Source organism: Streptomyces speibonae, assembly GCF_984686075.1.
In genome coordinates, this window is sequence record NZ_OZ480260.1 from 5,095,436 (window position 1) to 5,109,318 (window position 13,883).

Below are 13,883 nucleotides of genomic sequence, written 5' to 3' on the forward strand. Positions count from 1 at the left end.
TGGTGTCGTGATCGGCGGGCGGTGGTGGTTGGGCCGTGAGTCGTGCGGGGTGTTTGGGCGGGCTGGTGTCGTGATCGGTGGGCGGGCGTGGTTGGGGCCGTGGGCCGCGCGGGCTCGCGGTGTTTCCGGTCTGCACCGGGGCGGGGGGCTGTGCCCTCGGGGTGTGGCCCCTGAGGAGGGCGGGCGGAACTCCGGGGCCCGCGTCGGTGCGGGGCGGCGCCGGTGCCTGGGCGGCCGAGGGGGCCTCTGCGGGCGCGGGGGCCCGCCGTCGTCCCCGGCTCGGCCCGGCGCGGGGCGCCGCCCCGTCACAGGAGTGACGGCACCTCCGCTGCCGAGACCTGGCGGGCCGCTCGTTCCAGGGCGCTGGCCAGCAGGGCCAGGTCGGTCGGGCCGTTGCCGAGTTCGCGTACGTGGCGGCGGGCCGGGGGGTCGCCCATCCGGTGCCAGTCCAGGGGGACGACCGTCGGGCGCAGCGTCGCCGTCCGCGGGATGCGGCCCGTGACCCGGCCGCCCTGGAACGCCGTCTCCCACCCGTCCGGGCGGGCCAGCCGGCCACGGCCCGGCGCCGGGTCGTCCGGACCGCCGCCCGGCACGGGAGCCTCCAGCGCGACCCGCAGCGACGCCTGCCGCACCGGCTCCGTCTGCGCCGTCCGTGCGCAGGGGGCGGTGGCCGACACCAGATGCACACCCAGCCGCTCGCCGTCCCGGGCCACCGCCTCCAGCGCCCGCATCACCGATCCGGCGGCGGGCCGCCCCGGTGACCCGAGCGCGGGGGAGACCAGCGCGTCCAGGTCGTCCACGACCACCACCAGCCGCGGCAGCGGCGGCGCGGCCTCCGTCCTGCGCCGGTCCGCGTCCGGCCGCAGCCGCAGCGTCGAACTGGGCGGCGCGTCCAGGTCACCGCTCGGCTCACCGGCCCCCGCGCGGGAGGCGGCCGTGCGCTGGGCGACCATGCGGTCCGACAGCTCACGTCCGGTGTGCCACTCGGCGAAGTCGGAGCGGCCCAGCAACTCGGCACGCCGCTTCAGCTCGGCGGTCAGGGACTGCGCGAATTCCCGCATCCGCACCGGATCGCCCGCCCCGAGATGCGTGGTGACATGCGGGACGTCCGTACACACCCGCAGCCCCTCGCCGTGCCCGTCGACCAGCACGATGCCCAGCCGGTCGGGGCGCTCGGCGGCGGCCAGCGAGGCGACGACCGCCCGCAGCAGCTCCGTACGGCCGCTGCCGGGAGGCCCCTCGATCAGCAGGTGCGGCCCCTCGGCGGCGAGGTCGGCGACGACGGGCCCGCGTGGTCCGGCGCCCAGTATGGCGGTGACGCGTCCGCCGAGCGCCTGGGTGTCGTCGGCCGCGTCCGCCCAGCGGGCCATCAGCGAGGCCGGGGTGGCGCGGGCCAGGCCCAGCTCGTCCAGCAGCCGCGCGGACTGGGGCAGCGGCGCGGACACGCGCGCGTGCCGCCCGCCCGCGGCGCCGTCCGTGCGCAGCGGAGCGAGCGCCCGGGCGAACCGCTCGGCCCAGGCCCGGGAGACCGCGTCGACGGTGGCGAGGGTGCCGTGGCCGACCGGGCCCGGGGGCGTCCCGGAGCCGGTCGCGGCCACCCGGAGCAGCCGCAGGGCGGTCGCCACGTCACCGCTGAGCAGGGCGACGGCCCCGCACTCCCGGAACGTCGGCGCCACCGCGCAGGCCGCCTCGTAGGTCTCCGTCACCGGCGACGCGGGCGAGGCGGCCGCCGTCTCGGCGAGGCACAGGAGGTGGATGCCGGCCCGGGGGCCGTCCTGGGCCAGCCGGGCGACCGCCTCGCGGATGTCCGCGCCGCCGGGGTCACCGTCCACGACGAGCACGGTGTACGGGCCGTCGCCCTGCTCAGCGGTGACCGCGGCGTCCGGGCCGGCCGCGCCCGCGGCCGCGTGGTCGTGGTCCGCCAGCCGGCGGAGCAGCTCGTCGGTGCGGGCCGTGGCCTGCTCCCGGTCGTGCGCGAGCAGCAGCCGGCAGTCCTGGCCGTGCCCGGGGCGTACGTGCGGCAGCCAGCCCAGCCAGGACCACTCCGCGGTGCGCTCCTCCAGGGGGCGGGTGTGGTCCGCGGCGATCAGGACGATCTCCAGGGAGTCGGGGGAGTGCAGCGCCGCGAGCTGGGCCAGCACCGCGCGGGCCAGCCCGGCGAGGCGTTCGCGCGGGCCCGCCAGGCCGAGCGAGCCGACCTCGCGCAGTCCCGCGGTGACCGGTACGGCGGGCAGCAGGCCGGAGCCGTCCGGCGCGGTCCGGTCCGCGGTGCCGAGCCGCACCGCGAGCGCCTCGGGGTGACCCGGACCGCGCTCCCACAGCCGGGGGCCGGGGCCGAGCGCGGTCAGCAGCAGCGTGGCGGGGTCCGGCCAGGTCTCGGGGAGCACGGGGGCGACGAGGGCCGACTGCGGCGCGTGCTCGCCCGGGTCCGCGCCGCGGCCGCTCCGTGCGTCCGCTGCCGCCTCCCGCTCCTGCCGTCCGCCGGCCAGCCGCCGGGCCCACGCCCCGATACCGCCCCGCTTCCGCCCGCCGGAGGGCTGGGGGAGCGCGGTGCCGCGGACGGGGGTGCCCTTGCGGGTGCCGGTTCCGCCGGGGACGGCACCGGCCCCGGTTCCCTCCAGTGCGTCGCCGGTCGTACCGACGGTGGGTCCCGCGGGCGCGCGTCCGTCGCGCGCGCTGCCGGTGGCATGCCGGGTGGGGTGGGCGGGCGCGTCACCGGCGGAGGCGCCTGTGGGGTCGCCGGAACGAGCCCCGGTCGCGGGGAGGGAACCCGGGCCGGCGGCCCCGCCGTGCGGGTGACCGTCGCGCGCTCCACCGCGGGGCGCCCGGCTCGAAGCGGTGGTGGGTGCCTCGTCCCCGGCGTCGCCGTGGCCCGTGTCCGGCGTCCGCGGTCCCGGCGGGACGGAACCGGCCGGGACGACGCCGTACCCGTCGGCGAGGCTTCCGAGGCCCGCGTGCGTCGGCTCCCCGACCGGGCCCTGCCCGGACACCCGCCGCCCCTTGGGCGCACGGGGCACGTCCGTCTGCGTGGCGATCCGCACCGTACGCCGGACGGAGGCGTCATCGTGCCGCTCACCCCCGGGCGCCCCGCCCTGCTCCGGCACCGGCACAACGGAGCCGTGCCCCGGCCGCTGTCCGTCGGGCACGGGGCCGTCGGTGCCTGGTCCGCCGGGGGCCCGACTGCCCGGAACTGCGCGTCCGTGGGCCGTCTGCCCGCCGGGGCCCCGCTGTCCGTCGGGCACGGGGCCGTCGGTGCCTGGTCCGCCGGGGGCCCGCCCGCCCGGAACCGTGCGTCCGTGGGCCGTCTGTCCGTCGGGGCCCCGCTGTCCGTCGGGCACGGGGCCGTCGGTGCCTGGTCCGCCGGGGGCCCGCCCGCCCGGAACCGTGCGTCCGTGGGCCGTCTGCCCGCCGGGACCCCGCTGTCCGTCGGGACCCCGCTGTCCGTCGGGCACGGGGCCGTCGGTGCCCGGTCCGGCGGGGGACCGCCCGCCCGGTGTCCGTGGGCCGGGCATGCGCGCACCGGGGCCGTATGGCGGTTGCTGTCCGGCGGAGGCGTGATCGCCGGCGCCGGCCCGCCCGCTCGCCGTCTGCGGTCCGGGGCCGTGTGCGTGGGGTGGACGTGCGCCGGCGTCGTGCTGCGGTTGCTGTCCGGCGGGTGCGCGGGTGTCGGCGGCCGGTCCGGCGCCGGACCGGCCTCCCGGCGCATGTCCGTGGGCCGTCTGCCCGCCGGGGCCGTGCTGCGGCTGCCGTCCGTCGGGCACATGGCCGACGTGGGCCTGCCGGCCCGGGATCCGCCCACCGGGGCCGTCCACGGCCCGTCCGTCGGCCGCGCGGGCGCCGGCCGTCCCGTCGCCGTCGGCGTGTCCGGCGGCGGAGGCCGGTCCCGCAGGAGCCCCGCCGCCCGGCGCTCGCCCACCGCCCGCGGGCAGGTTCGCCGAGCCGTAGGCGTGACGGGTCTGCCCCCGGGGCGGTTCCGTGGGCCGCACGCGCGTGTGCGGCACCGCGCCCGTGTCGCCGGTGACCGGCGGGTCGTCCGCCGCACCGCCGGAGACGTCCCCCGTGGCCCGCGGCCCCGGCACCCGGACGTGTCCCTCCCCGTCCGGTGTCGTCGCCGCCCGCGCGGTGGAGCCCGCCGCCGGCGTCAGGCGCAGGGCCGACTCGCCGATGCGCAGCAGCGCGCCCGGGGCCAGCCGGACCGGGCGGGGACCCACGCGCCGGCCGTCGAGGGTGGTGCCGTTGGTGGAGCCGAGGTCGGCGACCGAGACGCGGCCGTCGGGGGCCACCGTCACCGCGCAGTGCAGACGGGAGACGTCCGGGTCGTCGAGCGGTACGTCGGCGTCCGCGGAGCGGCCTATGCGGATCTCGCCCCCGTGCAGCAGATGCACCCCGCCCGCGTCCGGACCCGCGACGACATGCAGCCGGGTCGGGGTGTCGTCCAGCTCGGGATGCGGCTCGGGCTCACCGGGCGCGCCTACGGCCAGCACCGCGCCGTCGATCAGCGGCGGTTCGCCCAGCGTGCAGCGCTGGGCGTCGAGGCGCTGGTCACCGGCGTACAGCACCGGCGTGCCCGACGCGCCCGCCGTGCCGTCGCCGCCGGAGACCGCCGAGGCCAGGGCGGAGGCGACCGCGGCCAGAGCCGTGCCCGCGGGCGCCGTGACCAGCACGTCGCGGCTCGCGGCCCGCTCCCGCGCGGGGGAGGCGGGGCCCAGCGGGTCTACGACGGTCAGCCGGATCTGCATCGCCGTCAGCGGTCCCTTCTGCGCGAGCGCCCGCGACAACGGGGGAACGAAGCCGCCCCGCGGTCCCCCAACCGCGGACTACCCCCACCATCACACGCGCACGTACGGCCAGTACTGCACGCATCCTCGCACCTGCCACCGACAACGCGCCCGCCCTCCGGCAGCAAATGATCTTGATTGGTCGGCTCTGCCCGCAAAAGTGCCTGTCCAGTGACGCGCCGGTGATCGCTACGGGCGCACTTGAGATCGGTCACGTCCGCCTTGCGGCAACCAACGGACCGAGTGGAGCGTCTTTCCTGCGAAACCGTCGAACACGGGCGGGGGCCGGAACGTAATACCAGGGTCGAGATCGACCGACCGGTATCCCGCGCGGCGGCACTACAGTGGGTCGGAACATTCCGCAGCAGGGTGGACCTCGGTGTACGCCAGCCAAGCAAGCAGCAGGGAGCGCATGACGTGCGGCCGGTAGGGAGTAAGTACCTGCTCGAGGAGCCGCTCGGTCGCGGCGCCACGGGCACCGTCTGGCGCGCCCGCCAGCGGGAGACCGCGGGCGCCGAGGCGGCCGTACCGGGCCAGCCCGGCGAGACCGTGGCCATCAAGGTCCTCAAGGAGGAACTCGCGAACGACGCCGACGTCGTGATGCGGTTCCTGCGCGAGCGCTCCGTGCTGCTGCGGCTCACCCACCCCAACATCGTCCGGGTCCGCGACCTGGTGGTCGAGGGTGATCTGCTGGCCCTGGTCATGGACCTCGTCGAGGGCCCCGACCTGCACCACCACCTCCGCGAGAACGGCCCCTTCACCCCCGTCGCCGCGGCCCTGCTGACCGCGCAGATCGCCGACGCGCTCGGCGCCAGCCACGCCGACGGCGTGGTGCACCGGGACCTGAAGCCCGCCAACGTGCTGCTCAAGCAGGACGGCGGCGAGATGCACCCGATGCTGACCGACTTCGGCATCGCCCGCCTCGCCGACTCCCCGGGTCTGACCCGCACCCACGAGTTCGTCGGCACGCCCGCGTACATCGCGCCGGAGTCCGCCGAGGGCCGCCCGCAGACCTCCGCCGTCGACATCTACGGTGCCGGCATCCTGCTGTACGAGCTGGTCACCGGCCGCCCCCCGTTCTCCGGCGGCTCCGCCCTCGAGGTGCTGCACCAGCACCTGAGCGCCGAACCGCGCCGTCCCTCCACGGTTCCCGACCCGCTGTGGACGGTCATCGAGCGCTGTCTGCGCAAGGACCCGAGTCAGCGGCCCAGCGCCGAGAACCTCGCGCGCGGGCTGCGCGTCGTCGCCGAGGGCATCGGCGTGCACGCGAACTCCGCGCAGATCGCCGCCGCGGAGAACGTCGGCGCGCTCCTCGCACCCGACCCGACGCCCGCCCAGGTGCCCGACGCGCCCGGCGCCGCCGACCCGACACAGGTGCTGCCGCACACCGGCGGCGCCTACGACCCCAACGGCGCCACCAGCGTCCTGCCGCAGACCGGCGGACCGGCCGGCGCCGCCGACCCCACCGCCGTCATGCCCCCGGTGCCGCCCGGGCAGCCGGGGCAGCCCGGCGGACCGGGACCCGAGGACCCGCATCCCTGGCAGAGCCAGCTCCGCGCGGCACGCGACCGCAACGAGCAGACCCAGGTCCAGTACCTCGACCCGAGCCAGGACCCGCTGCGCCGCCGCCCCCAGCGGCAGGTCGCCCGGCCCCAGCAGCCGCCCCAGCAGCCGCCGCAGCGGCGTCCCCAGCCGCAGCCCGGCCCGGGGTACGGCCATCCCCAGCAGCACCAGCCCCAGCAGTACGCCCCGCCCCCGCCTCAGCCTCAGCGGCAGCAGCCCCAGCCGCAGCGCTACGCACCGCCACCGGAGCCGCAGCGTCCGGCCCGCGAGCCCCGGCCGCCCCGGCAGCGCAGCGCCAACCCGATGCGGATCCCCGGCCTCGGCTGTCTCAAGGGATGCCTGTTCACGATCGTCATCCTGTTCGTCGCGGGCTGGCTGATCTGGGAGCTGAGCCCGCTCCAGGACTGGATCGGCACCGGCAAGGGCTACTGGGACCAGCTCACCGACTGGTTCGGCGCCGTGACGGGCTGGATCCAGGACCTGGGCGGCTCGGGCTGAGCCTGTTTGCTGATTTGTCGACATCTGGGGGTCGATTTCCGTATCCCCGGTGAAGGCAGGCTGTCCGGACGCGTAGTTTTAGCGACAACACGCGTCGGTAGGAGCAGTCTTGGCACGGAGAATCGGCAGCCGGTACACCGCCCATCAGATCCTCGGGCGGGGCAGCGCCGGCACGGTGTGGCTGGGCGAGGGTCCCGACGGGCCCGTCGCCGTCAAGCTGCTGCGTGAGGATCTCTCCTCGGACCAGGAGCTCGTCGGCCGCTTCGTGCAGGAGCGCACGGCCCTGCTCGGTCTGGAGCATCCGAACGTCGTCTCCGTGCGCGACCTGGTGGTCGACGGCAACGACCTCGCCTTGGTCATGGACCTGGTCCGGGGCACCGACCTGCGTACCCGCCTCGACCGGGAGCGCAGGCTGGCCCCGGAGGCGGCGGTGGCGATCGTCGCCGACGTCGCCGACGGACTGGCGGCGGCCCACGCGGCCGGTGTCGTGCACCGGGACGTCAAGCCGGAGAACGTGCTCCTGGACATGCAGGGCCCGCTCGGCCCCGGCGGCTCGCACCGCGCCCTGCTCACGGACTTCGGAGTGGCGAAACTCATCGACACGCCGCGCCGCTCCCGCGCCACGAAGATCATCGGTACGCCGGACTACCTGGCCCCGGAGATCGTGGAGGGCCTGCCGCCGCGCGCCTCGGTCGACATCTACGCGCTGGCCACGGTCCTGTACGAGCTGCTCGCGGGCTTCACGCCGTTCGGCGGCGGCCATCCGGGCGCGGTGCTGCGCCGCCATGTCACCGAGACGGTCGTGCCCCTCCCCGGCATCCCGGACGAGCTGTGGCAGCTGCTGGTGCAGTGCCTGGCGAAGGCCCCCGCGTCCCGGCTGCGCGCCTCCGAGCTGGGCGCCCGGCTGCGGGAGCTGCTGCCGATGCTGGCGGGGATGCCGCCGCTGGACGTCGACGAGCCGGACGCCGAGCAGGCGGAGGAGGCGGGGGAGGACCCCGCGTCCGGTCCCGCCCCGGCCGCCGGGGAGCCGGTGCGGCGGCGCGGCGCGGTCCCCCTGGTCCCCGGCGCGAAGCCGTCCGACTCCAACCGCGACACGCATACGTCCATGAGGGTGCCCGCCCCCGACGAACTGGCCGGCGGCGCCCGGGGCACCGCCCGTGCCCCCCGCGCGGCCGGCGCCCCCCGCCCCGGCTCGGCCCGCAACCGCGCGGTGACCCGCCGGCGCCGCCTGACCCTGGCGGTCGCGGCGGTGCTCCTGGCAGCGGCCGGCGTAGGCACCTGGCTCGCGACAGCGGACGACCCGCCCACCCCACCTCAGGACACCAAGAACTCGGCCCCGACGACTCCGTAGGAGCAGCCCGCCTCAGGGGTGCGGGACTGCATCGATGTGCGGCGGGGGCGAACCCACCCATCCCCCCCACCCCGCAGCACCCGGCGCACCCCCGTCCCCCGCCCGGCGAGGGCCGCCGCGTGGAACCGTTACGCTGGAGGGCGTGGCAGTCGTCGATGTATCCGAAGAGCTCAAGTCCCTCTCCTCGACCATGGAGTCGATCGAGGCCGTTCTGGACCTCGACAAGCTGAGGGCAGACATCGCCGTGCTCGAGGAGCAGGCAGCCGCGCCGTCCCTGTGGGACAACCCGGACGAGGCGCAGAAGATCACCAGCAAGCTCTCCCACCTCCAGTCCGAGGTGCGGAAGGCGGAGGCGCTGCGCGGCCGGATCGACGATCTCGCCGTGCTCTTCGAGATGGCCGAGGAGGAGGACGACCCGGACACCCGCGCGGAGGCCGAGTCGGAGCTGGCCTCGGTCCGGAAGGCGCTGGACGAGTTGGAGGTCAGGACCCTCCTCAGCGGCGAGTACGACTCCCGTGAGGCGCTGGTCAACATCCGCGCCGAGGCCGGCGGTGTCGACGCCGCCGACTTCGCAGAGAAGCTCCAGCGCATGTACCTGCGCTGGGCCGAGCAGCACGGCTACAAGACCGAGCTGATCGAGACCTCGTACGCGGAGGAGGCCGGCATCAAGTCGACCACCTTCTCCGTGCAGGCGCCCTACGCCTACGGCACCCTCTCCGTCGAGCAGGGCACGCACCGCCTGGTGCGCATCTCGCCGTTCGACAACCAGGGCCGCCGCCAGACCTCCTTCGCGGGCGTCGAGGTGCTGCCCGTCGTCGAGCAGTCCGACCACGTCGACATCGACGAGTCCGATCTGCGCATCGACGTCTACCGTTCCTCCGGCCCCGGCGGCCAGGGCGTGAACACCACGGACTCGGCGGTGCGCATCACGCACATCCCGACCGGCATCGTGGTCTCCTGCCAGAACGAGCGCTCGCAGATCCAGAACAAGGCCACCGCCATGAACGTCCTCCAGGCGAAGCTGCTGGAGCGGCGCCGCCAGGAGGAGCAGGCCAAGATGGACGCCCTCAAGGGCGACGGCGGCAACTCCTGGGGCAACCAGATGCGTTCGTACGTGCTGCACCCCTACCAGATGGTCAAGGACCTGCGCACGGAGCACGAAGTCGGCAACCCCGAGGCCGTGTTCAACGGGGAGATCGACGGGTTCCTCGAGGCCGGAATTCGCTGGCGCAAGCAGCGGGAGAAGTAACTCACCGGCGTTCACGCCGATTTGTCGACAAGGCAACTGCCGTCCTGATGGCGGCAGTTGCCTTTTGCTTGCCGGGATGTCCGGGATTTACGTCACACTCACGTCTTCCTTCCCGCGCAAAGCACACGTAGCCGGACATCGCGCACGCAACGGCCTTGACGTTCTTTTGGAAAATCGGAAGGGTGAAGCGTGGCATGCGTATCTCTGGGGCGCATGTGAACCGGGGGCGTTTCACTGGAGCAACCCCCGTTGATCACGGCCCCGAGCGCCGCCTCATTGACGATGAGCTACTGGGGGTAGCAACCACATGACCAAGAAGACGCGGATCCGTGTCGCTCGGATCGCGGCGGGCGCCGTGATCGCGGCCGGTGCTTCGCTGACGGCGGCCGGCGCGGCCTCCGCCCTCGACCTCGGCGTGAGCGCCGAGGTGTCCGACGACGGTGCCAACGTCAACGTCTCCGTCGAGGGCGACGAGACGGACGACCCGGGCTGCGACGTCGGCACCGGTCCCGACTGCGAGGACGAGGGCGAGACCCCGGGCGGCGAGGAGCCGGGCGGGGAAGAGCCGGGTGGCGAGGAGCCGGGCGGGGAAGAGCCCGGCGGCGAGGAGCCCGGTGGCGAGGAGCCGGGCGGGGAAGAGCCCGGTGGCGAGGAGCCGGGTGGCGAGCAGCCCGGTGGCGAGGACCCGGTCGAGGAGCCTTCCGGCAACCCGTCCACCCCGGCCAACGGCGGCAATGGCGGCAACGGCGGCAACGGTGGCGGCAACGCCGCCGACCCCGACGGTGGCGCCTCCACCCAGGAGGAGGGCTCCTCCGCCCTCACCGACACCGGCGAGGAGGCCCCCGCCGCCTCGGCCCAGGGCAACGGCAAGGAGCTCGCCGAGACCGGTGCCGCCGAGACCACCTTCCTGGTGATCGGCGCCGCCACCATGATCGCCGGCGGTATCGGCTTCCGGGTGCTGCCGCGCCTGATGACCGGCCGCGGCGGCGCCGCCGCCTGACGGTGACGGCACGCGTACGCACCGTACGCGCCACGTGAACGGCGAAGGGCCCGGAGCGCACAGCGCTCCGGGCCCTTCGGCACATCCAGGTTCCTGGCTCCGCCCCGCTCCCGCTCGTCAGACGGTCTGCTGGGCGAGCAGCGCCACCGCCGCGATCAGCACCGTCACCAGGGCGATCAGCGTCATGGGGGTCAGCCCCGCGAAGAAGTTCTCCTGTTGCAGCCGCTCGCGGCTGGCACGGCACACGGGGCACCGGCCCTCGCTCACGGGCGCGGCGCAGTTCGCGCACACCATCCGGTCATACGTCATGCGCTCGCCCTCCTCGCACCGGTTCCACTCGCTCAACGCCCGCAGGTCCGCGAACGTTCCCCTCTTCCACTGTGCCAGGTTCCCGCGGAAGCTGCGCCGGGGTCGCTCCGAGGGGGCGGTCCGCCACCGGAACAAAAGGGCGCATCTCTTGCGCAACCGCCACCGGTGCCTGCGCTCGGCTCCCCGGTTCGCGTATGGTCACGCTCATCTACCCCCGGCTACCCGTGGTGCATCCGTGATCCGATTCGACAACGTGTCCAAGGCTTACCCCAAACAGAACCGTCCTGCCCTCAGAGATGTCTCCCTGGAGGTCGAAAAGGGCGAGTTCGTGTTCCTCGTGGGGTCCTCCGGCTCCGGAAAGTCCACCTTCCTGCGGCTGATTCTCCGCGAGGAGCGGGCCAGCCACGGGCAGGTGCACGTCCTGGGCAAGGATCTCGCCCGCGTCTCCAACTGGAAGGTGCCCCAGATCCGGCGCCAGCTGGGGACCGTGTTCCAGGACTTCCGCCTGCTGCCGAACAAGACGGTCGCCGAGAACGTCGCCTTCGCGCAGGAGGTGATCGGCAAGTCGCGCGGTGAGATCCGCAAGTCCGTGCCGCAGGTGCTCGACCTCGTCGGGCTCGGCGGCAAGGAGGACCGGATGCCCGGCGAGCTCTCCGGCGGTGAGCAGCAGCGCGTCGCCATCGCGCGGGCCTTCGTCAACCGGCCCAAGCTGCTCATCTGCGACGAGCCCACCGGCAACCTCGACCCGCAGACCTCCGTCGGCATCATGAAGCTGCTCGACCGCATCAACCGGACGGGCACCACCGTGGTGATGGCGACGCACGACCAGAACATCGTGGACCAGATGCGCAAGCGCGTCATCGAGCTGGAGAAGGGCCGTCTCGTCCGCGACCAGGCACGCGGCGTCTACGGCTACCAGCACTGACGCTCCACGGAAAGGCTTGATCAGACGCCATGCGCGCCCAGTTCGTTCTGTCGGAGATCGGCGTCGGTCTCCGCCGCAACCTGACGATGACCTTCGCGGTCGTCGTCTCCGTCGCCCTGTCGCTCGCCCTGTTCGGCGGGTCGCTCCTGATGAGCGACCAGGTGAACACGATGAAGGGCTACTGGTACGACAAGGTCAACGTCTCCATCTTCCTGTGCAACAAGAGTGACGCCGAGTCCGACCCCAACTGCGCCAAGGGGGCGGTGACCGACGACCAGAAGGGTCAGATCAAGACCGACCTGGAGAAGATGTCGGTCGTCGACACGGTGACGTACGAGTCGCAGGACGAGGCGTACAAGCACTACAAGGAGCAGTTCGGCGACTCGCCGCTGGCCAGCTCCCTCACGCCGGACCAGATGCAGGAGTCGTACCGCATCAAACTGAAGGACCCGGAGAAGTACCAGGTCATCGCGACCGCCTTCGACGGGCGGGACGGCGTGCAGTCGGTGCAGGACCAGAAGGGCATCCTGGACAACCTGTTCGAGCTGCTGAACGGCATGAACTGGGCCGCCCGCGCGGTGATGGCGCTGATGCTGGTGGTCGCCCTGATGCTGATCGTGAACACGGTGCGCGTCTCCGCGTTCAGCCGCCGCCGGGAGACCGGCATCATGCGGCTGGTCGGCGCGTCCGGCTTCTACATCCAGGCGCCCTTCATCATGGAGGCCGCGGTCGCCGGACTGATCGGCGGCACGCTGGCGTGCGGGTTCCTGCTGGTCGCGCGGTACTTCATCATCGACCACGGACTGGCCCTGTCCGAGAAGCTGAACCTCATCAACTTCATCGGCTGGGACGCCGTTCTGACGAAGCTGCCGCTGATCCTCGCGACCAGTCTGCTGATGCCGGCGTTGGCCGCCTTCTTCGCGTTGCGCAAGTACCTGAAGGTGTGACTCTTGCCAAGAGGGGCGTGCGGCCAACCGGCCGTGCGCCCCTTCGCGTTGTCCTAGACTCACCGGCATGTCAGGTCGTGCCCTGTTCTGCCAACCCCGCCGCATTCGCCGCGGGGCCGCCCTGACCTTGGTGTTCACGAGTGTGCTGGTCGCCGGTGCGGCCACCGGGAGCCTGCCCGGGGGTGAGCGCGGGACCGCGGACGACGGTGCCCGTTCGGCCGCCCCCGTGGGCCATCACGCGGAGGTCGCACGGGCGGCCGAGGAGGCCGCCGCGGACGGCACGTCCCCCATGGAGGCCGCCCAGCGCGCCGTGAGCCGCAGCGGTGACCGCTGGGCCGCCGTCTACTCGCCGGGCGAGTACGAGGAGTTCGAGGACTCCCTGGACGGCCGGTACACCGGCGTCGGCCTGTGGGCCCGGGCGCGGGACGGCCGTATCGAGGTGACGAGGGTCGGCAGCGACACGCCCGCGGCCGAGGCCGGCATCCGCGCGGGGGACCGGCTGCGCAGCGTCGACGGCCGGAAGGTGGACGGGCGGCCGGTCACGGAGGTCGTCTCGTTGCTGCGCGGCGACACCACCGGCGAGAGCGCCGGCAGCACGGTCCGCCTCGGTCTGGAGCGCGGCTCGCGCTCCTGGCACGAGACCGTGCGCCGGGCGCGGCTGTCCCGCGACACCGTGACCGTGCGCGAGCTCGCCTCAGGGGTCACCGTGATCGAGGTCTGCGCCTTCACCAAGGGCTCCGGTGAGCAGGTCCGCACCGCGGTGCGGCAGGCCCCGGCCGCCGCCGGGATCGTCCTCGACCTGCGGGGCAACTCCGGCGGACTGGTGGCCGAGGCGGTCACCGCGGCCTCCGCCTTCCTCGACGGCGGTCTGGTCTCCACCTACGACGTCGAGGGCGAGCAGCGCGCCCTGCACGCCGAGCCCGGCGGCGACACCGACAGACCCCTGGTCGCGCTCGTCGACGGCGGGACGATGAGCGCGGCCGAGCTCCTCACCGGCGCCCTGCAGGACCGCGGACGGGCGGTCGTGGTGGGCTCCCGCACCTTCGGCAAGGGCTCGGTCCAGATGCCGACCGAGCTGCCCGACGGCTCCGTGGCCGAACTCACCGTCGGCCACTACCGCACCCCCTCCGGCCGGGGCGTCGACGGGCACGGCCTCACCCCCGACGTGGAGGCCGACGAAGAAGCGCTCCAACGGGCCGAGACGGTCCTGAGCGGACTGGGCCGCCAGGACGACGCGCCCGGCCCGCGGTAATCGGCTTCCCG

At 74.4% G+C, this 13,883-nt stretch carries 9 protein-coding genes; 7 read left to right on the plus strand and 2 right to left on the minus strand.

What is annotated here, in order from left to right:
* Positions 1-305: 305 nt before the first annotated feature.
* The gene (locus AC5L3C_RS23010) at positions 306-4,739 is read right to left on the minus strand and encodes an FtsK/SpoIIIE domain-containing protein (RefSeq protein ID WP_493653984.1); all 4,434 of its coding nucleotides are present in this window, start codon (positions 4,737-4,739) and stop codon (positions 306-308) included.
* Between the two features lie 456 nt (positions 4,740-5,195).
* On the opposite strand from AC5L3C_RS23010, the gene AC5L3C_RS23015 reads away from it, so the two are divergent.
* From AC5L3C_RS23015 to AC5L3C_RS23030, 4 genes are all read left to right on the plus strand, one after another.
* A complete protein-coding gene (locus tag AC5L3C_RS23015; protein ID WP_125506118.1) occupies positions 5,196-6,839 on the plus strand; it encodes a serine/threonine-protein kinase in 1,644 nt (547 codons plus the stop codon).
* A gap of 109 nt (positions 6,840-6,948) precedes the next feature.
* Positions 6,949-8,190 (plus strand): serine/threonine-protein kinase, encoded by a 1,242-nt coding sequence (locus tag AC5L3C_RS23020; RefSeq protein ID WP_493650631.1) that lies wholly within the window; start codon positions 6,949-6,951, stop codon positions 8,188-8,190.
* Positions 8,191-8,332: 142 nt separating this feature from the next.
* On the plus strand, positions 8,333-9,439 hold the full coding sequence (gene prfB, locus AC5L3C_RS23025) for a peptide chain release factor 2 (protein ID WP_493650632.1): 1,107 nt from the start codon (positions 8,333-8,335) through the stop codon (positions 9,437-9,439).
* Positions 9,440-9,746: 307 nt separating this feature from the next.
* A complete protein-coding gene (locus AC5L3C_RS23030; protein WP_125506121.1) occupies positions 9,747-10,439 on the plus strand; it encodes an LPXTG cell wall anchor domain-containing protein in 693 nt (230 codons plus the stop codon).
* A 117-nt stretch (positions 10,440-10,556) separates the two neighbouring features.
* Here the strand turns inward: AC5L3C_RS23030 and AC5L3C_RS23035 are convergent, their stop codons facing one another.
* Positions 10,557-10,748 carry a hypothetical protein gene (locus AC5L3C_RS23035; RefSeq protein WP_125506122.1) on the minus strand — a complete coding sequence of 64 codons (192 nt, stop codon included), beginning with the start codon at positions 10,746-10,748 and terminating at the stop codon, positions 10,557-10,559.
* 235 nt (positions 10,749-10,983) lie between these two features.
* On the opposite strand from AC5L3C_RS23035, the gene ftsE reads away from it, so the two are divergent.
* The 3 genes from ftsE (at position 10,984) to AC5L3C_RS23050 (ending at position 13,872) form a co-directional block, all read left to right on the plus strand.
* On the plus strand, positions 10,984-11,673 hold the full coding sequence (gene ftsE, locus AC5L3C_RS23040) for a cell division ATP-binding protein FtsE (protein ID WP_030224873.1): 690 nt from the start codon (positions 10,984-10,986) through the stop codon (positions 11,671-11,673).
* Between the two features lie 29 nt (positions 11,674-11,702).
* The gene (ftsX, locus tag AC5L3C_RS23045; protein WP_125506123.1) at positions 11,703-12,620 is read left to right on the plus strand and encodes a permease-like cell division protein FtsX; all 918 of its coding nucleotides are present in this window, start codon (positions 11,703-11,705) and stop codon (positions 12,618-12,620) included.
* 67 nt (positions 12,621-12,687) lie between these two features.
* Positions 12,688-13,872, plus strand: a complete 1,185-nt coding sequence (locus tag AC5L3C_RS23050) for a S41 family peptidase (protein ID WP_493650633.1) — start codon at positions 12,688-12,690, stop codon at positions 13,870-13,872.
* The last annotated feature ends 11 nt before the right edge of the window (positions 13,873-13,883 follow it).